Consider the following 21,632-nt stretch of genomic DNA (forward strand, 5'->3'; position numbering starts at 1 on the left):
AGGCTTTATCCATGATTTTTAATGCAAAAATCTCCAGTGTGGTTTTTATGCTTCTACAGGGATATAATTTGGTAGTTATTAATAGGGAATGTTAAAAGCCAAATTTAAAATTGGTGGATTTTTACTACAAATTTTGGAGAAACCATTGTGGGTTGTTAATAATAAGTTAACTTTAAAAATTTTTATAACGGATATGCCACTGTTTGTGACAATGTTAAAGGTTTCGACCCTATTCTTACTTCTATTTTGCATCCCTGTTATGGGGCAAGAATACAAGGTTTCGGGCCATGTTAAGCAAACAGATGGTGCTGAGGTTGCCTTTGCAAATATACTGCTTTATAAAGTAAGCGATACCAGTTTTTATAAAGGTGCCGCATCTGATGAAAAAGGTTTTTTTTCTTTCCATAATATAATCCTCAACCAATACTTGATACGCGCCAGTTATATTGGGAGCCATTCCAACTATAAATTGGTAGAGGTAAATTCCGATTTGGACATAGGTCCACTCTATATAGATGATAAAGGCCAGGAATTGAATGAGGTGGTCGTAGTCTCCCAAAAGCCAACATTGGAACAAAAGGTAGATCGTTTGGTCTTTAATATTGAGAACACAGCGCTTTCAGATTCGGACTTATGGGATGTTCTTAAGAGTACTCCTACCGTATTTGTTATGAACGATGAGATTAAGGTGAAAGGGGAAAGCGGAGTGCAAATAATGATAAACGACAAGAAAGTGAACCTTCCACCGGAGGATATTCTTAATCTTTTAAGTGGCACTTCGGCAAAAGGGGTACAGTCTATCGAGGTAATAACCACACCACCGGCTAAATATGATGCCGAAGGTGGGACCTTGATCAATATCAAAATGAAAAAGAATTTAATTGCGGGCTACAACGGAGCCGTATATAATAAATATAGTCAAGCGGTATTTCCACGGCAAATGCTCGGTACCAGCCACTTTTTTAAGAGTAAGCAATTGGAAGCCTCTTTTAATTACAGTTATACACAAAACAAGATTTTAACAAATTTTACGGATATCACCAATTTTATTGAGGATGGGCAAATTAGGGATACCTGGACTTCGGATCTGGAGGTTATTTATAGAAGCAAAAAACATAATACCAGTGCCTTTTTAGATTATGCTTTTAATGACAATAATACCATCAGTTTTTCTTCCGTCGCTACCTTTACGCCATCTTATTTGACAAGGGATTTATCGGACACTCAAATAATGGACGCTGATGATGGCAGTACCTCAGGTTTTTACACCTTGAATGATGGCAAACTTGAATCGATCAACGCAGCCTTTTATTTGGATTATAAACACAATTTTAATGACCATGGCTCCAATTTAGCGGCGAATTTACATTACACCCATTATGATTATGATAAAAACCAGGAATTGGAAACCGATTTTTACGATGGCAACCGGGCTATAGTCGGGGAGAACAATTTTAATACCTTTAATCAGCAGCACACCCATTTATACAGTGCACAGACAGATTTTATTTCTCCTATTGGGGAAACTGCCAATTTTGAATCAGGAATAAAGTATGCACTAATAGATTCTGAAAGTTATATTGTCCAAGAGGGTTTTGACCGGGACCAGGAGGGCATAGAGTCCACGGAGGAAGGCACATTTTTTTACGACGAAGAAATTTTTGCGGGCTACGCCAGTTTTGATGCGAAATGGAACAATTGGACGTTGAAATCCGGGTTGCGAGCTGAATATACGAATACTAAAGGCGATTTTAGTTTGAGTACCGACAAGATAAAGAATCATTATTTGGAATTGTTCCCTACCCTATTTTTACAATTTAACCCCAATGTAAAACATAGATTTGGTGCCAGTTATAAAAGAAGCATCATTAGGCCCAGCTACAATAAGATTAATCCTTTTCAGGTATTTCAAAGTAATAATTCCGTGGTAGAGGGCAATGTAAATCTTCAGCCGTCCTTTAAGAATTCGGTGATACTCTCCTATACGTATGATAGGGATTACACCTTGGAGCTTTTTTATAGATATCATAGGAATATTATGCGTCTGTTGACCTTTCAGGACAACGAAAGCAATCTACTGAGATTTATTACGGATAATGTTGATAGGGAGTTGGCCTACGGAGTGGATTTTATTTATAGGAACGAGATATCCAATTCCTGGGACACCTATTTTTTATCTTCCTACTACTATGGGGCAGAGCGTTTTACCGATATTCTATCGCAACAAAGCTTGGACCAGGGCCAGTGGACGCTTTTAATTCAATTAAATAATAATTTTACCCTGCTGGAAGACCGTTCTTTAACGGCCAGCCTTAATTACAGCTACGTTTCTCCTATCGTTATTGGGAATTCCAGACAGGAGTACTACAATGAATGGGGAATTTCCTTGAAAAAGAATATTTGGGGTAAAAAAGGAACCATAACTATGGGCCTTACCGATGTTCTTAAGCAGTTTAAACTAACAAACACCCGTAAGTACGGCAATCAGGACAATACATCCATATATAAACCGGACGGGAGGGTATTTTCACTTGGATTTAGGTATAACTTTGGCAATATGAAGATTAGGGACAACTATAAATCCAAAGATACGGATGAACGGGACAGGCTCTAAAATCCGCCCAACAAGGCTCCACAAACCCCAAGGCTGACCAGCATATAAACTCCGGCCAAAATAAATAATATCTTGCCGGCTTTTTTCTTCTGCTTGGACCGCAATATAAAGCCGATTATTATTAATAGAATGGCCGGACCGAACATAATCAAAAAAAGGATTGCCACTAGTCCGTCTAGGTTACCTACTTCTAAAGGAAGGGATAAAATATACATAGCTAAAATTGAAGATTAAATATACCATAAAATTATATTAGACCTTGGAGAAAAATGGGGTCACATGTAATTTTCACAATAAAGATTTACCGCACTACCCACTTTATGCCAAACCATGGACTGTAGGGTTATTGAGGAGAAGGAATCTTATATTATTTAATTATTGGTTGTGTTCCGCTTCCGCTTTTAGTTCGTTTAGACGTTGTATTTTATCGTCCCGGTAGAAGAGGTTCATGGTTTCGAAGGGTATAATTTTATAATCTTTGTTAACGATGTGTACGCAAGACTTTTTAATGGCCCGAACGTCAAAATTATAGGCATCTATAAATTGCATGATAATAATTCTGAATAAATTGTCGTAGCCCATATTGGGGGCATCGATTTCGGGAAGACAGCACATGATGGATTTTAAATTTTCCGAAGCTTTTTCAACCGAGTTTCCTGTGCTGAAAAGCTGTATCATTTTTTCGTGTAGCTGTTCGTCCTGTTCATAGATAATGGTATTCTTACCACTATTTAGCAGGTCGTCCGGATTTATAAATCTTGTCAAAGGTGTTACCTCTTCCCCAATCTTTAGGGCATATCCCATGACCAGTGCATCTGGATTGCAGGGAACGGGAATTAGGTCGTCCGGTTCAAAAATTGGAGATTGTTCCAAAATCTTGCGTCTAACCTCGGTAAGGGTAATCCTATTTTCATCGACCTGAAAATTTTCCAGCCTTCCAGCAATTTGGGTAGGCTGAAAAGTTACTCCACGAATGCATTTTTGTTTAAGTGCAAAATCTATAGTGGAGCCCATTTCATGGTCGTTCAAACCTTTCTGCAAGGTAACCACCAAGGTGGTGGACAGGTTAAGTGCATTTAGATGTTCAAGAGCCTTTAGTCTGGTCTGTTTTAAATCGGCACCGCGGAGCGTTCTTAGAACTTTATCGTCCAAAGAGTCGAACTGTAGATAAATTTCAAAGTCCGGAGCGTAAGTGGCCAGCCTTTTCGCGAAGGCAAAATCCTTGGCAATTTCAATACCGTTTGTATTTACCATAAGATGCCTAATGGGTAACGACTTGGCATAATCCAATATTTCGAAAAATTGTGGATGTATGGTAGGTTCACCGCCGCTGATCTGTACCACATCGGGCTCACCTTCGTTTTTTACAATAACATCCAACATCTTTTTTATTTCTTCCAGTGTCCTATGTCTTCCGTAGTGTGGCGAAGAGGACGCATAACAGGTAGGGCAGCTAAGATTGCAGCGGTCTGTAACTTCTATGACGGTTAGGCAGGAGTGTTGCTCATGGTCGGGACAAAGTCCGCAATCATAAGGGCAGCCATAATGGGTTTTGGTGTTAAAGGTCTTTGGGTATTCGGAAGCCTTGTTGTAGTTCCGTATATTTTTGTAATACGCAATATCATCGGCAATGATCACTTTTGATTTTCCATGCTCCCTGCAATTTTTAAGCATGTATACTTTTTCATCTTCAAAGACGATCTTGGCATCTACCCGTCTTAAGCATTCGGGGCAAAGACTTAGGGTAAAATCATAGTAGGTATAGTTTCTTGTAGGCATAACGAATGGCTTCTCCAATGGATTTATAATAATACAGCAAACAAAGTAAACATAAATATTGAATGCTGCTCAGGCCAAATAGGAAATAGGAATTGGGTTTTAAAAATTCTAACATAAACCTAAAAGAAAAGTACCCGATCATGAAAATTTTGAAATGGCTACCATTTTTAAGGGGTTGTCTAGATTTCTGAAGTTGTTGGATCAGGAAGAACAGACCTAGTAAAAAAACTATCTCATAAAGCGCAATAGGATGTCTGGAAAGTCCGTCCCCTAAATCCATACCAAAATAAAAGTTAGTTTCTTTCCCGAAGGTAAATTCCTTTGTTCCTGCCAAAAAGCAGCCCAATCTACCTATTATGATACCAACAATAATGGGTAAGGTGAACAGATCCCCGGAAGACTGCTTTTCCCCGATCACTTTTTTTACCAGCTCCACGCCCAATAACCCACCAAAGAGTCCGCCCATAATAGTTTTGTTGTTAAGGAGGGATATTATGCCTTGGGAATAGTGTAGGGGTGGGTTTTCTAAAAAGGCCATAAGTCTTGAAAAGAATAATGCCCCGAATATGGCACCAATAATTATGGACAAACGGTTATTGGTGGAGATGGCGTCCGTTGTGCGCTTTCTTAAATAGAGATAATATCGGAAACCAACAAAAAAAGCCAAATATTCCAAAACCAAGTGCATATTGACCTTTATGCCAAACAGAATTGCTCGTATGGTAAGGAAATAAGAGATAACATGAGGGCTAATTTACTCTATAATTAAATCTCCCTATGCATTATTAAGATCAAAGTGTATTTAAAATTGAACTGTGTCATTCGTTCCGTTTAGCTGTTAAACTATTCTTATCCCTTGAAATTTAGGATTATAGAATTTTTCAGTAATTTTGCAGTCCCAAAAATTAAAGGATATATACTGTGCCTAAAATAGGAGACATTCAATTACCGGATTTCCCATTGTTGCTTGCACCAATGGAAGATGTTAGTGACCCACCTTTCCGTGCCTTGTGCAAGGAGCAGGGAGCAGATGTGGTGTACACAGAATTTATCTCCTCGGAAGGCCTTATCCGGGATGCTGCCAAAAGCGTTATGAAGTTGGATATTTATGAAAAGGAACGTCCGGTAGGGATCCAGATTTTTGGGGCCAACCTGGACTCCATGCTACAATCTGTAGAGATAGTGGAAAAGTCCGGGCCCGATATTATCGATATCAATTTTGGATGTCCCGTAAAAAAAGTGGTCTGTAAAGGTGCCGGGGCCGGAATCCTCAAGGATATAGACCTAATGGTTTCCTTGACCAAGGCTATGGTAGAGCATACCAAGTTGCCCGTTACTGTAAAAACGCGTTTGGGTTGGGATTCCGATTCCATTAAAATAGTTGAGGTTGCAGAGCGGCTACAGGACGTAGGTTGCAAGGCCATATCCATTCACGGCAGAACTAGGGTACAGATGTACAAGGGAGAAGCCGATTGGAGACCTATAGCAGAGGTAAAGAACAACCAGCGTATGCATATTCCGGTATTTGGAAATGGTGATGTGGATTCTCCTGAAATGGCCATGAAAATGAGGGACGAATATGGCTTGGACGGAGCCATGATAGGTAGAGCCAGTATAGGGTATCCTTGGTTCTTTAAAGAAGTGAAGCACTATTTTAAAACAGGAACACATGCCGCTCCCCCCACCATGGAGGAACGGGTTAATGCTGCCCGTCGTCATTTACAAATGGCCATAGATTGGAAAGGGGAACAATTGGGTGTTTTTGAAACCCGCAGGCACTATACCAATTATTTTAAGGGAATACCAAATTTTAAGGAGTACCGTATGAAGATGGTCACCAGTGATCATTCGGTAGATGTCTTTGAGGCTTTTGATGAGGTAATGGAAAAATTCGGAGATTTCGAATTTGTAGGCTAGTGTGCTATTAATTTTTTATTGATCCTACTGCTGGCGATCAAGGAGGCAATTATGCCCAAGACAATAATGGTGGCCAATACTATCAAAACATTGATCAAGCTGTATTCCACTGGATAGGACAGGCTAGGCGTTATTTTTAACCATCCAAAGGCCAATTGGGACCATATTAACAAGGAACCCAAAAATACACCGATCAGGCCGCCCAATCCGGTTACCAATATACCCTGTACAAAGTATATTTTTCGAAGTGCCTTTATGGTAGTACCCAAGTTATACAAGGTCTTGGAGTTCTGCTGCTTGTCCAGAATCATCATGATGATGGCGCCCACCACATTAAAAAGGGCAATGATAAGTACTAGGGTAAAAATAAGATAGGTGGCAAGGTTCTCCGTATTTAACATTCTATGCAGGGTACTGTTCAATTCCCTGCGGTCTTTTAGTACGACCTGACCTGGAAAAATAGCTTCAATTTGCTGTCTCAGATCAGCAATATTGGCGGCGTCCTTGAATTTAAAGTTTATACCGGATATCTGGGTACTGTCCTTTTCCAACAGGGCCTGTACCATGGGCAGGTCCGCGAAGACATATTTTCTGTCCAGTTCCTCCTCAATCTGGTATATACCACTTATGACCAGGTTGGTCTCATTATAACTGTCCTTTAACAAGCGTTGGCCCAAGAGGCCCTTTCCCGGCTTGGGGACACGAATGACCAACGGACTCCGAAAATTGTTGATGCTCAATCCCAATAGATTAACAATTCCTTGTCCGGCTACCCCCTGTAAGCCGTTTATGGCCCAATCTCCATAAAAGTACAGGCTACTATCTATGGGCGTAGTTTTTAAAAAGGTAGAATCTATTCCTTTTATATAGGCAATATGGGCCTTTTGGTCATGGGTCAGGTAAACCTTTTCCTCAATTTCCTTGGAATAGGCCACAACGCCATTCAGTTGTTGAAGTGCCTGGTCCTGGGATTCCGATACGCTAAAGAGTTTGCCGGTTAGCGGTAATGCCTTAAGATCGGGATCTACCATGTTGGTATAGGAAAGGCTAAAGGTTTTTAGTCCGGCAAAACCGGAGAGCACAATAAAAAGGGCTGCCGATCCAATTACGATGACCAGAAATGTAATAAAATTGATGATGTTTACGGCATTTTGGCTACTCTTGGAACGTAAGTACCGCTTTGCTATGTATAAAGGGAAGTTCAATCTTATGATTTTTTCCTTTTTTCCAACAGATCAGGATTCTTAACAGGGTTTTCTTCGCCCTTTAGCGATTTTTCAATGCCGTCTATATATTCCAAGGAATCGTCCAAAAAGAACAAAAGTTCTGGAACCCTCCTTAACTGATGCCTAGTACGTTGCGCCAGTTCGTGCTTTATCATGGGCTGATTGGATTTAATGCCTTCCAATAATTCCTTGCCCTTGGTGGCTGGAAAAATACTCACATATATTTTGGCAATGGAAAGGTCTGTGGTGACCGACACTTTGGATACCGAAATTAACGTACCTTTTAGTCCGCCATCGGTGGCCGCACGTTGTAAAATATCGGCTATATCTTTTTGTATGACCCCGCCTATTTTCTTCTGTCTTTGTGTCTCCATGGCACAAAAATACGATATATTTATATAGATTCTATGATTGGGTACCGATTAGCTTTGGATTATGGGTAATGTGGTATTTTTGAAAGAAAGGGCAGGAGGGGCCATTACGGAATCCAATGAATTTGGGATAGTATAAAAAGGGTGAATATGAACAAAATTGAACATTTGGGTATAGCGGTACATGATTTGGAAACCTCCAATGCCTTGTTTGAAAAAATATTGGGGGTGCCCCATTATAAAATTGAGGAAGTAGCATCGGAAGGGGTAAGAACCTCTTTTTTTAAAGCTGGTCCCAATAAGTTAGAATTGTTACAAGCGACTGATGACAATAGCCCTATAGCAAAATTTTTGCAGAAAAGGGGAGAAGGGGTGCACCATATTGCTTTTGCTGTAGACGATATAGAAGCTGAAATAAAGCGTTTGGCCAAAGAAGGATTTACGGTTTTAAATACAATTCCCAAAAAGGGTGCGGACAACAAATTGGTGGCCTTTTTACATCCTAAGGGTACCAATGGGGTGCTGATAGAGCTTTGCCAGGAAGATTCCTCTGCAACTCCCCAAAGCGGAGAGGAATGATATTTGCGGCGGTAGTGTATAGCTAAGCCCAATTAAGCTTGTAATTTTGTTTGCAGCGTTGAAAAATAAGTAGTAATATTGCATCCGCAATTTGCGGTTCCCGATTGCTTTTTCAAATAAGCGTATTTGAAGCTGGAAGCAAAAAAGGAAATGGTCCTATAGCTCAGTTGGTTAGAGCACCTGACTCATAATCAGGTGGTCCCTGGTTCGAGCCCAGGTGGGACCACTTAATAATCAGACAGTTACATGAATTTGTAGCTGTCTTTTTTGTTTTACTGCGTGCTTTCTGCGTGCTTTTTTGGAATCCATTTTACTTTTTTTTTGTATGTAACATAATTTTAGAGTTAGTAAATCTTGACATGCTGTAATGTATAATTTGCTTGAATTATTTTGTAATATGATATAAATCAAAAATTGTTGCTCTTCAAATAATAATTTCTAATATTCTTATAACTGAATTATCAGTATACTTAGGATCTAGTGCGTGAGGTGTGAGAGTTCGAGTCTCTCCGCCTGCACAAAGTGGATATTCTGGTGATGTTGACCCCTTAAACTAAACTTCTGTTGCTGAAATGCTTTCTAGACCTCACATGCCTTTTTAAGATAAGGGCAGTAAAGCTATTTTGTATCAAAATGTATTTGAGAAAATTATTCTTCATGTTATTTCTTATCATTTGATTTTTTAGATAATGTCTGTCTAACAGACTCCTTCAATCTTAACAATTCCTTTTTCTGTTCCTCAATGAGTTCTTCTAAGTCATTGAAGATATGATTGAACCGCTCCTCAATAGAAGTTGTTTTGACCTTGTCAGAGTCTAATGAGCTACTTCCTTTCATCGCTATCATTATATCCAATTGAGTAAGGAGTTCTCTTTCCTCTTTGGTTAAAAATTCTTTATGTTCATTTAACCATTGTTCATCTTTGAACATCAAATCGCTATTCAAATGTATCTCTATTGATTTATTGAAAATATTTTCAGTATTACTTTTGACTATATAAATAAAGTTTGCCCAAGCATTATCTCTTGGTAATGGCCGATATTCAAGCCATCTAGGGGAAATTAGATAGTCTCGTTCTTTGAAAATTTCAAGGATTTCCAGTATTGGCTGTAAATTTTCTAGGGGTTTAGTTATAGGGAGAAATTCTTTATTACTCCATAGTTTGAGGATTAGTTCGCAACATTCTTTCTGTAATTGCTTCTTTCTTTTAGGGGAGCTGCAATTTTCAATATTATCTATTAGTTCGGCAAGGTAGTGAACTAGCCATCGAGCTAACGTATTAACCGAATACTCAAGCTTCAGTTCTTGGATTAACTTTTTTCCTAATTTTAAAATCTCTTCCTCCGAGTGTTTTGACGATGCCATTTGGTTTTATTAAATAAATTTTCACGTTGTTCTTTATTTTCAATTCCCATCTATCCTGACCATAGATTCGTTCTTTTAATTGTCTATCTATTTCGCACTTAATAATCATGCACTTATCAACTTTAGTGAGGAAATCTAGAAGAAAATGAATGTCTACTCTAAAGAGCACTCCGTCGCTTTCAACTTGACCGTGATGTTTGTATTCTGTTATTTCACTCCAATGTTGATATTCAGCTATAAGCTTGTTTTTCAAAAAAGTTTTCTTGTAGGATTCTTGTAAAGTGATATCGAATGAATCTCTTACTATTTTTCCGAACGTAATATAGTCTTTTACAATGTCTGATGCCAAAGGGTCGTGATTGTCTAAACCATCCACTTCTGACCTTGGGTTGCTTAACCATCCAAAATATTCAAACCCACATTCATTTATTTCGAATCTATCTTCATCCTCTTCGAAAGGTATACGATAATCATGACTATCTGTTGCTGATTGAAAAGCTCTTAATAGGGCATCAGAACCTCTTGAAGTTACCAGGGCCGACCTTATAGAAACAGATTCATAGTTTTCGCCAAAGTGTCTTGTGCCGCCCGAAAAAGCACTTATTTGGTCTTTACCAAAGTAATGATTGAACCCTACTTCATAATCATATTTTTCTTCATCAATATTGTCTCTCCATTCTTTATCAAACTTACTATACTCGATATGCCAATATTTTTTTTCTAAAGGTAAAGGGTCTCGTGAATCAGATAACCAATAATTATCCCAGGTATTGGCTTTAGATGGCAACCAAGATTCCCAATTTTCCCAGTTCCAATCACTTTCAATAAGAGAGTATTTACTCAGCAGTTCAGTTGCGGCACAGAACATCGCGTGATACTCATAATAGGTTTGTAAATCTTCGATTGTTGGTTGGTTACTATGACGTTTACTCAAAAGTGGATAATCACGCTGATCGGTCTGATTTCTGACATAATCGTCATTATTTACATTTCCTTTATAACCCCAAATGTTTGTTATTATGTTGTCACAAAAATCAGCTACTTCATATTCTGAAATATTAAAAAATTCTCCTAGTCTATTAAAAGAATAGGGCAGGGTATCCATTATATCAAAGTCAAATTTCCATTCCTTTTCAGAAGACGACTTTGCCTTTCTTTTATGCTTTCCAGATTTTTCTTCGCTTATCCTTGGAAGCCTGCTACTTAAAGTATTATTAATATTCTTGACTTCCACAGAGGAATAAATCGACTCGTCAAACTCATATAGTTGCAGACAAGTTTTTTTGATAAAGAACTGTATTAAGGTATGTGGTAATTCATCATTCATCAATTCCTTGTAAAAGCAATCTTTTAAATGGATTAAGACTTTTGGATTTTCGCTGCTGACTCTTTCAATTGCAATCCACAAGTAAAGTTTAGCCGACATCCAGTAGTAGGTATATTCCTTGTTTTGAAATGGGTAGCACGTAGTTTTGTTCTGTGCATTCAACAAATTGTCTAGAATTCCAACTTCCCCGACATTAATGAGCCTTCTTATCGCATGAACGGCCCTCCATCTCAATCTCTTGTCAGGATTTCCTAAAACAAATCGTAATATCCCAGAAACGGCTAGGTCAGAGCTAGCTGGGGGCGACAGGTCTTCGTTCCATTCTCCATCGGCTATCTTTCTATCTATTTTAGCTGTCCAGCGGTTAAGAACCCATGTTATTGTTTTTTCATTTTCAGTTTTATCGAGTGTTTTGTTCATTAATGAAAACGAACCGTAAATAGACTCATCTGAAAGGTTTTCTATTTTTTCTGGAAGTAGGTTTCTCATTGTCACGGCAAGATCAGAATCTTTGAGAGAAAATAATTTTGCAAAGGAGTTAATATGGGATAGTAATAAATAATCATCTTTATTGAACTCGCTAAACCATTTTGATAGGATATATTTAAATCTTTCCTTTTTCCATTTTCTCACTGAAGGATGAATACTCCATTCATTAAGACACCTTTTTAAAGCATTTTCAAAAGCATATAAGTTTAATAATTCTGAAGATATGTTTATCAAAGCATCAAGATGTTTTACATAATTTTTTGGGGTGCAATTTTCTTTAACTTCGGCCAAAAAATTCTCAACTATCAATCTGGTGCCATAATCATTTCCGGCTTGGTTTATCTCCATGATCGCTTTCTCAAGGTCTTGTGTAGACAAGAGGTCAATTTTAGCTAAATCTATAGGATGCTTATAATCTTCTTCCTTATATTTATTTTCGTATTCGGATTTTTTCTCATTCTTAAGGTCGTTTCTGAAATCCTTATACTCTTCAATTTCTTGAACTAGATTTGGAAACAGCTTATTACTATCCTTTACTTCATTGTACAACGCTTCAATCAAAGCTAAGTTCTTATCTAGCTTTAAGTTTCTAAATATTGTCTTTGTGAAGTACGTTAGGTTTTTATTATCAGTATTCAGCTTATATTGGGAGATGACCTTTTTATAGATTTCAATTATCTCATCATGACAATAATGGGTGTTTAGGGGTAGCAAAGCTCCAGCTATATTATGGCTTATGATTCCGTTCTTTAATGATGTATTGATTATGGGTATAATGTAACGGTTTAATTCAATAACATTTCTATGATGCCAACGGCTAACGGTTGAGAAGGCGGAGCTAGGGTCGAGGTTGAAAATACCCTTTATACCTTCGCTATATGGAAAGTGTTTCTTGTCATAATAGCCCAATTTTTCATCTGCATATTCAATATAACGAGCAAAATCATACGCAAGTTTTGAATTGCGACTTAGTATCCCGTTTTCAGTTAATCCATATAGACATCTAATCTGATAAAATGCTTCATAGTCAACATCTGAAACTGCCTCAATTGCTTTGTCAAAATAGTATTTGCCCACGGTAGCATCAATTTTAGATGCTATAACGGAGCACTCAAGAAACAAGTCTGTTGCTTCTGTTGCCGACATTGTCTTATCAGAAATGATTTGGTCTAGTTCATCTAAAATTTTAAGGGATAGTTTGTGAAGAATGGACTGATGCAATATTTTTTCAAGCACAATAAGTCTTAATCGTATCTGGTTAGATTTATCATTCAAAAATGAGTTAATGATTTGTTCTATGTACCCTTCATTTTTATTTAATAAGAGAACAAACTCCAATAGAGAACCGGCTAAATAATTTAGCCTGTCGTTAGCCCAATGAGAATAATGTCTAAACTTCCAATCATCTTTTATGTTATTACAAATTTGAGAGAATTTTGAAACACACTCTTTTGTATTTAATCGACCAGTTAACTTGTCTGCCTTAAGCTGGAAAATAGGGATAGCATGTTTGAAGAAACCTGTGAAATCATTTTTGTCATTTTCAAGACTTCTTCTTTTTTCATAGTCTTTAATTTTATCAATGTCCTTAAATTTTATAGGATATAAGTCTTCAAGAAGAATGGCCTTTTTGCTCAATGAGGATTTCAAAGCCTCTAGTTTGAGACTGATTTCAAACTCCAATTGAGAATCTTTGTGGTGGTCATAGGTAGTAGAGAAATGAGGAACGCGGCTTGGAATTTTGTAGGTAATGGAATCCAAAATCTCTGATACTTCTTCCTGAGAAACATCTGTTGCAGCGGTTAATATTTCACAAAAGTCAACTATTGTAGCATAAAATGAATTTTCAAAATCTATCTTTTTGTTCAGAACTTTTTTCAAAAAATCAACGATAAGTTCAAAATCAAAATGACCGATTGACCTATTAAACTTGAAGAGTTTATTGATTAAAAAGATTTTAGCCAAAAAGGGTAACTCCAAGTTATTTGTCCATTCTTTTATTTCCTTTTCCTTAGAATTGAAGATGGTATTTTCCAAAAACAAATCACCGCTAGATACGTGGATTGACTTAGGTATCCATCTACATAATGAAACAAATGCTTTTCTTGTTCCAAAGTTTCTTAGTATTGACTCTGTTTCAAAAGCAATGTCTTGAAGACTAATTGGGTACTCATGTCGTTCATCTTCATTTAAAGAATTGTATTTCCAGTTCAACCATTTATGAGCTGTTTGTAAATGATTTTTGCTGATTTCTTTTTTACTTGGAATTCTAGAATAGATACCTGCTAACTTAAGATGGAATGAGCCACCCCAAGTCTTACCCTCCGAATTATTACTTAATTTCAACAATGAAGAATCATCGCCAAACTGGATTACCAAATCTGGATTATTTATTAAAAGGTTCGTTAGTGCCTTATCATTTTTTGATTCTTCAGCAGCAATAAAAAGTAGCTTAAAAAAAGTAATGTTATCTGTGTCACTATCCGCAACCTTTAATGCTAACTTTGTTCTACCTATATAGGTTTCCTTATTTCGAACAGGGTCGATTGGTAGTGAGCGAAATTTTTCTTCGAGAACTATATTCTTTAAATCCTCTTTAAGCCCTGCTTCAAATAACATATTTCCAAGATTAATCGAAGCATATTCATCCTCATCTGACTTTTCGATAAATAGTTTAGCAATTTTATTAAGATCAGAATCGTCTACAATGTAAGCTCCTCGGACGTAGTTTTCAAAGTCCTCATCTCTAAAACTAAATTTATCATTGTCCAATACTAGACCATGCCATATATCAGATGCTAAATCATTAAATAGCTCTACGGGTTCATCAAGGAGTCTCGATATATATGATACGGGTACCGGCCTTGGAAGGGTAATTAGATTAACAAAGAAAGTATCTATTAATTCTCTACCGTTAGAGCCAATTTTTTTGATTGCTTCATTTATTCTTTCTTCAATAATATCTTCAACTACTTTACCATTTGGCCGTAAATAATTGATGATTTCACTAATTCCTTCCTGTTTTAAGCCTATTGAATAAGTTTGGACTCTGGGAATACCCTTTGTTAGCTTATGAAAATCAGAGACTTCTTCATCCGTACTATCAGGTATAAAGTATTTTAAGTGAATTTCGGTCTCGTCATTGGTAAAGGGAGATATTTGTATGTCACAATATTTATGAGGTAGTTTAAGTGTGTTTTTTCTGTGAGTTCTACATGTGACAACAAGATTGCATTCTACAGGGAATGTTTCTTCTAGCATATCATGAACAAAAGAATTCTCTTCCCTCTTTTTTGCTGCCGTAACATTATTGTCAGCAGCATCAATGATGATTACCAAATAAGCATTTTTATTTCTTTGTTTTAAAATGTTTAATGCATCATTTAGTCTTCTTTTGAACTCTTTGATATAAGTTTCATCAGATTCATTTTTCGAGATTAAAAAATCTACACCTGTCTTTTTTGCAATTTCATTTGTGACTTGTACTAATGCATTTCTATGCAAATGTCTACGGTCAGAAGAATCTAAATATGATCCATTGCCGTAGCAATCATAGATAACACATTCACAATAATCTGGAATATGTTCTTTTATCTGCTGAACAATTGTTGATTTGCCTATTCCTGCACCTCCATGAAGGCAAACAGGGATGCCTTTTGAACTCTCGATTGTGCTTATAATATCATCTAATTGTTCTCGTTTGATTGACTTTTTTAATTTCTCAAATCTCTGTGGAACTGGAAAAATATTTTCTAAACTACCATTATTGAATCCAAGGTTCGCAATAACATCTATTAAAGTAATTCTTGTATTTGACTTGGATTCAGGCATCATTTTTTTCCAAATCAATCTTGCGAAGCTATCAAATTGATGTCTAGAAGATACGGATGTGTTGCTGATGGCCATTATTAGCTCTTTTTCAAGTAAGTTCCTTGAACTGGCTCCGCAATCATCAAAATCAAGTAATGCCAAAAAGTCGGAAAATTCAGTCGTATTTAGCTCGGATGCTTTAAATAGGTTCTCGAACCCGTTCCGATATTTAGGGAGATTCTTAAGAATCTTATTAAAGCTTAATTTATTTTTTGATGTTAAGGATAGTTTTTTCTGAACATCTAAAACGGTCTTTATCTGAGTGGGGTTTATATCCCTATTACTGATTAATTTGATTTTTACCTTCTGTAGAACTAAATCTCTACCGAACTCAGTCAACAGCGCCTTGTATATACTGGCAAGTCTATGAATGATTGAACCTTTATGGGACTTATTTTTCTTCCCTTTATATAATTGGTAAAGTGTCCAGTTTTCTGATGTCCTTCTAGTACTATATTTGAGTTGAGAGATAACAACTTTGTTAGCTTCGGAAAAATTTTCTCCGCCATGATATTCTATTAAATCAATCCCTAATAATTTTTCTCCATGGGGATCAATTTTATTAGATAATGATTTTTCAACTCCCTCAATGCCTAATGCTTTCAGCCCATTTTCATCAAAGTTTAAAAGATCAAGTGATTTTTTAATTGCCCAAAGAATATGGAAATCGTCACCCGCGCTTGATAAATCGGCATCAGGGATAGTTGTGTACTTAGCCATTATAAATTTACTTCCGTTAAACCCTCCTTAAACTCCTCCAAAAGTTCCACGGCATACTCCAAACCCCAATCTTTATTCTTAACCCATTGCTTCGCAATCGATGATTCTGCAGGGTCAATAATATTCTCATTTATTGTTTTTAATATTCTATCGTTAATTGGTTTCGAAATAGTTAAAAACTTGCTAGCATTTCTTCCCAAAACCCTTGCAGAAACTTTGAGTTGGTCGAGTTCGTCATTCTCTGGAAAAGTATCATTATGATGTTCCACTATTTCGTCATAGTTGTAATCAAAGTAGTGCTCGATTATTCTTAGGATATCATACAAGTCATTGTCTCTTTCTTCAGGCCTATCGCTCCATGCAATTAGCTTTAAAATTACCATGCCATGTAGAGAAGGTATATTTATGGATTTCTCTTCTATTTTGACACTGGTCGATTCCTCTAGGACTTCACTAAACCCAAGAACATGTAAATCGGTGTAACGCTCGTTAAAATTAATGGTAAAGTTTTCTTCGATTTCCCCAAAAGGTAATAGGTCAATTACTATATTAAATTGGGGATTGTACATGGTCCAAGGAGCTTCGACTTTGTTAAACCCATGCTCTGTCAATTCGCTCACAACGGCTTCAAATTCTTTGATTGATGATATCATTATAGCAAAGTCAATATCCTTTGTTCCTCTACTTGGTTTGACACCATCTTTTAGCAGTTCTAATGCAATTGCACTGGCACCTATTAAGTAATAGGGGATTTTCAATTTTTTCATTACTTCATCAATACAATCAAAAACTTCTTTGAAGTATGGAATGGATAACTCTTTATATGTTTGGTTTGATTCGGTCATCAAAAATCATTTTTGCGGTTTCTTTACATCTTTTGCCATTGATAATCATAAGGTCGGTATAGACTAATTGATTTGGGACAGTTTTATCATTGAACTTAGTATTCCAGAACATTTCATACACGAATATTTCTCCGTCTTCATCAGGTACTAGTTTATAATTAATCATTAAATCCTTATTTGTTTCTGTAGTATATAAAGCGAAGTTTTCTGGACGTAAATGATTGGTCAAAATATCTCCTGCTGGTTCTCCTCCCCATAAAGTTTTATCTGTATTTAGGTGAATTTCCCTCCAGTTTTGATCTCGGTTTTGAAATCTGAACCTTTGTTTAAATAGTGTAGGTCGTAGCGTCTGAGCATACTCGGTTATCCATTTATCCAAAAGTTCTTCATAGTCATTGATTATGTATTCTTTTGTGTTCAACTTTAATAGGTGATGAGTTTCCAATAATCCATTAATTACTTGAGGAATATTGCCCAATCCAACATCCGCAATCTCTGCTATTTCTCTTTGTGTTTGATTAATTAGCTCTGGATTTAATAAGAAATGAAAAACTACTTTTAATCCAGTTTTGGTAAATGCCCTATTTCCTTTTTCTTTTTGAGTTTTTAAAGGTTTGTTGGTGTCAATAAAAATATACACATCATTCTTGTTTATATAAGCATTCCCATTTGCTTCTATATAGTTTATACCATTATCGCGCAGATCTTTCTTGGTTTTTGGATATAGTTTCTCCGCAACTAAGAGAAAATCTTTGAAGTGATTTTTATTTTCAATCAGATTATAGAGTTGATGATTCTTGACATCCTTCTTAACCTCTACTTCGAATTTGAATTTGTGATCATTAAACAAGAATTGTAAAACCCCATCTATATGCATATCATCTTTTTTCTCCTTAGTTTCCCAATTCAAAAAGATGACGATATTTTTATCTAATCTATCGAAAGCTTTATATATTATTTCCTCTTCTTCCATGACATCATTCTTTTTTTGTTCACTTTTTTATATTGTTCATTATTCGTGAACACGATATGAATGTGAACAAATATAATAAAAATATAGAAACCCTATATATCTATATAATTCTAATATGAACTATATAGTCAAAATATGGACACACCTAGAGCAGACTAGCAAATATTTCAATTTAAAGGCATGGAAGAATTCAAATTGGAATAACTAGTGTATTTATAGAAAAGAGAATTAATACTATAAAAATAATAGCTATTGGTGTTAAATGCATAAATTGACGCCATCAAAGGATTGAGTGATTTGGAATAAGTCTTACTCATCCAAGCCCCTGCGGAAGTTAAAAAACCTTCAACTCAAAACACCAGAGCGGACACTCTTCTCCAATCTGCATTCAGCATCTTTCGGTTTACGGTTTTTCAACCCCCTCGGAGCCGCGCAAAAGAACAAGCGGCAAAAAAGCCGCTCGACCTTTTTTTCCCTGCCCACAAAAAAATGGATATTTCCATGATTCCTTAATTTTTTTCAATACCATATTGGACCAGATTAATTTTCCCTCTGTACCCATTTGAACTCATATGATTCCATATGGTACATAAGGCTAAATAGTTGATTGTTAGTTTTTTGTGTTCAATATCGATCGGCTATATTTATCCTTGGAAAGGATAGCAAGTTATGTTTTACGCAACGCAAAACCCCTACTTCTTACGAAGTGAAAACCCTGTCTTTGGCAGGTAAGTGATATAAATCTAGGTAGAAACCATCAACACCAAAGATTAAAAATGATAGCAAGGATACTTTATAGGAGCAATGTGCAGGGCGTGCTATGTCTTGGGCAAGGCTAATAACACCATACTCGGCTTCCAGAACACTTATTCTGATACCGATACCAATACTAAGTTTTTTGGAAGGGTCCTCTACTATCTTGGCAATCGGCATGATTCCGAAAAACGGTACGTACATGTTACCCTTAATCTTCCCCGTGGCGAACAGTTGGACGATATGGTCTTTTTTGAACTGTCCAAAAATTACATGGAACATATGGGTTATAGGGAACAGCCCTATATCGTGGTGCGGCACCATGATACCAAACTCCTATGGGGCCTTAATTGTGGATAGGGGAGAAAGAGGGTAAAATACTTTAGATGTCCTATTAGGTTCTATCTACCTAAATACTAAGGAAATTCGACAGAAGGAGGTATACCCAGTTATGTTTTGGGATTTACTCCAAAATACTTAAATAAGAATACGAGTATTTAAGATAAGTGGTAATTTCTTAATTAAGAATGATTTAGATTAAGTAAACTGAATGAAAGTAATTAAACAGAAATCTATCAATATAGAAAATTATAGAAGTTTTTAACCCAACCATTTTGTATGCAACAATTGGAGCTTTACCACCATTTAAAGAACTATCCAATTATTATTTACGAACCTTGCACTTTTGTAATCTTGGCATTAATTTCATCGAGTATTTTTGTAGTAACGCTTTTGCCATAGTGTTTTTCGGTCACTTGAACGCTCGAATGACCAAGTCCAGACGATATTTTACGGATGTCTATTCCCATGTCAAGACCAATATTTGTCCATGTGTCTCGAAGAGTGTACGTAGTAATCTTTTTTTCTATTCCCAACAAAGCGGCAATTCTCGCTGCATACTCATTAAAAATTTTTGCTTTTGCTTTGTTTACTTTATGTAAGCGTTCTGGTGAAGTATTTTCAGGTATGATAGGAAATAGGTATTCGTTATCTGTTTGACCGTTTAAATAATGATTAATAATTTTTAATGATTCATCACTTTGCAGTACGCTAAAATAATCCCCTTCATAATGAGTTTTTTTTCGAAAATACTTGATTCGATTATCCTCAAACTGGAAACGCTTCAATATTGCCATATCAAAAAAATTCATTCCCATATTATTGAACATGAATAACAGATAATTACGATTGTCCCAAATGGGTGTATTTGGTTTCAATTCCAACATGCGGATTTTATGAATATCTTCCAAATCAAGTGGAGAAGGGGCATTCGCATGGCTCTTTTTTTTGATATTTGATAAAGGCTTATGGCTTCTTAATTCTTCAAAAGTCTTTCCCGCATCGTTCATAATAGCTTGTAAACTTCTCAGGAAAATTGCTGGTGTATTTTTTGATGCATAGCGATTGCTTAAATAGGCCTTAAAATCCTTTGAAAAACCATAATCTATTGCCTTTATTTCCATATCTAGATTCTGGAATTCATCAAGAGGCACCATTTCGTCGTCTTTGATTTCATAAAGTGTTTTTATTTTAGTGTCCGCCATTCCTTTTAAATGTCTCCTAAATTTAATTAAGGACTTTAATGCATCCTCGTAGGAACTGGCAGTGGAAAATCGTTGTTCCAGACGCAAGCGAGAAAGATATTTCCCCCCATGGTTTAAGATGGTTCTAGATGGAGAAATATTAAAAAAGCGTTGTTCAATTTCTGATTTTAAACGATCCATTTCCCATTTTTTGATTTCGCCCTCGTTTTCATCAATCCATAAATCCACATCTGAGAATATTTTTTGTGTGCGTTTGGTATGTCTTACAGCGTTCAATATTCCGCTAATTTTGCCCGTTTTGTTATTGTATTGATTTTGCTTTAAATGTAAATTGAACGGAATGCTGCGTGTTTTTCGCTTGTGTCCAATGTGCAATACCAATGGAAATTTATTATCTTTAGTCCTTCCGGATAAGCGTTTATCGAGGGTAACCTTAATTGTAGCCATAATAATATTTTAATTTTTCCTGCGTGCTTTCTGCGTGCTTTTTTTGGTTTGAAGGGGTTTATTCTGATTTTAAAGATATAAAAAAAGCCAGTAAAATGGGCATTTTAGTACATATAGAGCCATATTAAACCATATACGGACTGACTCATAATCAGGTGGTCCCTGGTTCGAGCCCAGGTGGGACCACCAGAAGAAGAGTCCGACTTATTAAGTTAAGTTGGACTTTTTCTTTTTGGCCCAATATTAACTGGGGTTTGGAAGAATAGAATACTTTCCTCTAGAGGTCAACTTGTCAAGTTATTTGAGCATTATAGGTATCCCTGTGGGTATCCCAATTCAAAACTCAGGTATCCCATTATTTAGAATCTGAATTGTATGCCAATTGTTTAACATTAAACCAATTGGTCATGTATCAAAAAAATTTAATTGTCTTATTCTATTTGAATAAGGCGAAAACAAATCAAAAAGGGGAATGCCCTATTTATTGCAGAATCACCTACGAAAAGAAAAGAAAGCAATTTTCTACGGGGTTATTCTTAAACCATTCACAATGGAACTCAAAGAAGCAATATGTTGTTGCAGAATCACCTAAAGGACAACATTTAAATATTCAATTAGAATTGATTTCCTCTAAGATAACAGCCACATACCTACAGTTACAACTGAAAGGGATAGAATTTTCAGTTGATGATGTTTTCAATTATTATATCGGGAAACCAGGGATCAAGTCCAAAAGTTGGGTTTTTACCATTTTAAGAATATAATTTAATCAAGCGATATAAGAAGTATTCCGTATTCCTGACTCCCCTAAAT

At 36.3% G+C, this 21,632-nt stretch carries 14 protein-coding genes and 1 tRNA gene; 4 read left to right on the top strand and 11 right to left on the bottom strand.

Features of this window, described 5'->3' with window-relative positions:
• Positions 1 to 259 precede the first annotated feature (259 nt).
• A complete protein-coding gene (locus tag MWU82_RS21580) occupies positions 260 to 2,614 on the top strand; it encodes an outer membrane beta-barrel family protein (protein WP_247097870.1) in 2,355 nt (784 codons plus the stop codon).
• Here the strand turns inward: MWU82_RS21580 and MWU82_RS21585 are convergent.
• From MWU82_RS21585 to MWU82_RS21595, 3 genes are all read right to left on the bottom strand, one after another.
• On the bottom strand, positions 2,611 to 2,829 hold the full coding sequence (locus MWU82_RS21585) for a hypothetical protein (protein WP_247097871.1): 219 nt from the start codon (positions 2,827 to 2,829) through the stop codon (positions 2,611 to 2,613). The genes MWU82_RS21580 and MWU82_RS21585 overlap by 4 nt on opposite strands.
• A gap of 160 nt (positions 2,830 to 2,989) precedes the next feature.
• A complete protein-coding gene (locus tag MWU82_RS21590; RefSeq protein ID WP_247097872.1) occupies positions 2,990 to 4,393 on the bottom strand; it encodes a radical SAM protein in 1,404 nt (467 codons plus the stop codon).
• A complete protein-coding gene (locus MWU82_RS21595; RefSeq protein ID WP_348647006.1) occupies positions 4,365 to 5,147 on the bottom strand; it encodes a prolipoprotein diacylglyceryl transferase family protein in 783 nt (260 codons plus the stop codon). The genes MWU82_RS21590 and MWU82_RS21595 overlap by 29 nt, the downstream gene beginning before the upstream one ends.
• A 167-nt stretch (positions 5,148 to 5,314) precedes the next feature.
• Between MWU82_RS21595 and dusB the strand changes: the two genes are divergently transcribed.
• Complete coding sequence (gene dusB / locus MWU82_RS21600; RefSeq protein WP_215949989.1) at positions 5,315 to 6,310, top strand: tRNA dihydrouridine synthase DusB; 996 nt, start codon at positions 5,315 to 5,317, stop codon at positions 6,308 to 6,310.
• Here dusB and MWU82_RS21605 read toward each other — a convergent pair.
• A complete protein-coding gene (locus MWU82_RS21605; protein ID WP_247097874.1) occupies positions 6,307 to 7,515 on the bottom strand; it encodes an FtsX-like permease family protein in 1,209 nt (402 codons plus the stop codon). The two genes, dusB and MWU82_RS21605, sit on opposite strands and share 4 nt — an antisense overlap.
• A 2-nt stretch (positions 7,516 to 7,517) precedes the next feature.
• The gene (gene rbfA / locus MWU82_RS21610) at positions 7,518 to 7,910 is read right to left on the bottom strand and encodes a 30S ribosome-binding factor RbfA (RefSeq protein ID WP_031446071.1); all 393 of its coding nucleotides are present in this window, start codon (positions 7,908 to 7,910) and stop codon (positions 7,518 to 7,520) included.
• 147 nt (positions 7,911 to 8,057) lie between these two features.
• Between rbfA and mce the strand changes: the two genes are divergently transcribed.
• Positions 8,058 to 8,486: a methylmalonyl-CoA epimerase gene (mce, locus tag MWU82_RS21615; protein WP_247097875.1), complete on the top strand. Its 429-nt coding sequence runs from the start codon at positions 8,058 to 8,060 to the stop codon at positions 8,484 to 8,486.
• 152 nt (positions 8,487 to 8,638) lie between these two features.
• Positions 8,639 to 8,712, top strand: a tRNA-Ile gene (locus tag MWU82_RS21620).
• A gap of 434 nt (positions 8,713 to 9,146) precedes the next feature.
• Here the strand turns inward: MWU82_RS21620 and MWU82_RS21625 are convergent.
• The 6 genes from MWU82_RS21625 to MWU82_RS21650 all read right to left on the bottom strand — a co-directional run bounded on the left by MWU82_RS21625 (position 9,147) and on the right by MWU82_RS21650 (position 20,819).
• Complete coding sequence (locus MWU82_RS21625; protein WP_117021110.1) at positions 9,147 to 9,851, bottom strand: hypothetical protein; 705 nt, start codon at positions 9,849 to 9,851, stop codon at positions 9,147 to 9,149.
• A complete protein-coding gene (locus tag MWU82_RS21630) occupies positions 9,778 to 16,257 on the bottom strand; it encodes an ATP-binding protein (RefSeq protein WP_247097876.1) in 6,480 nt (2,159 codons plus the stop codon). The genes MWU82_RS21625 and MWU82_RS21630 overlap by 74 nt, the downstream gene beginning before the upstream one ends.
• Positions 16,257 to 17,102, bottom strand: coding sequence for a nucleotidyl transferase AbiEii/AbiGii toxin family protein (locus MWU82_RS21635; RefSeq protein ID WP_117021112.1), 846 nt, complete (start codon positions 17,100 to 17,102; stop codon positions 16,257 to 16,259). Before MWU82_RS21635 ends, MWU82_RS21630 begins: the two co-directional genes overlap by 1 nt.
• Positions 17,077 to 18,075, bottom strand: a complete 999-nt coding sequence (locus MWU82_RS21640) for a type IV toxin-antitoxin system AbiEi family antitoxin (protein WP_117021113.1) — start codon at positions 18,073 to 18,075, stop codon at positions 17,077 to 17,079. Before MWU82_RS21640 ends, MWU82_RS21635 begins: the two co-directional genes overlap by 26 nt.
• 699 nt (positions 18,076 to 18,774) lie before the next feature.
• The gene (locus MWU82_RS21645; RefSeq protein WP_247097877.1) at positions 18,775 to 19,152 is read right to left on the bottom strand and encodes a hypothetical protein; all 378 of its coding nucleotides are present in this window, start codon (positions 19,150 to 19,152) and stop codon (positions 18,775 to 18,777) included.
• 344 nt (positions 19,153 to 19,496) lie between these two features.
• On the bottom strand, positions 19,497 to 20,819 hold the full coding sequence (locus MWU82_RS21650) for a phage integrase SAM-like domain-containing protein (RefSeq protein ID WP_117021115.1): 1,323 nt from the start codon (positions 20,817 to 20,819) through the stop codon (positions 19,497 to 19,499).
• Between the last annotated feature and the right edge of the window lie 813 nt (positions 20,820 to 21,632).

Source organism: Arenibacter sp. S6351L, from assembly GCF_023016025.1.
GTDB classification, from domain to species: domain Bacteria; phylum Bacteroidota; class Bacteroidia; order Flavobacteriales; family Flavobacteriaceae; genus Arenibacter; species Arenibacter algicola_B.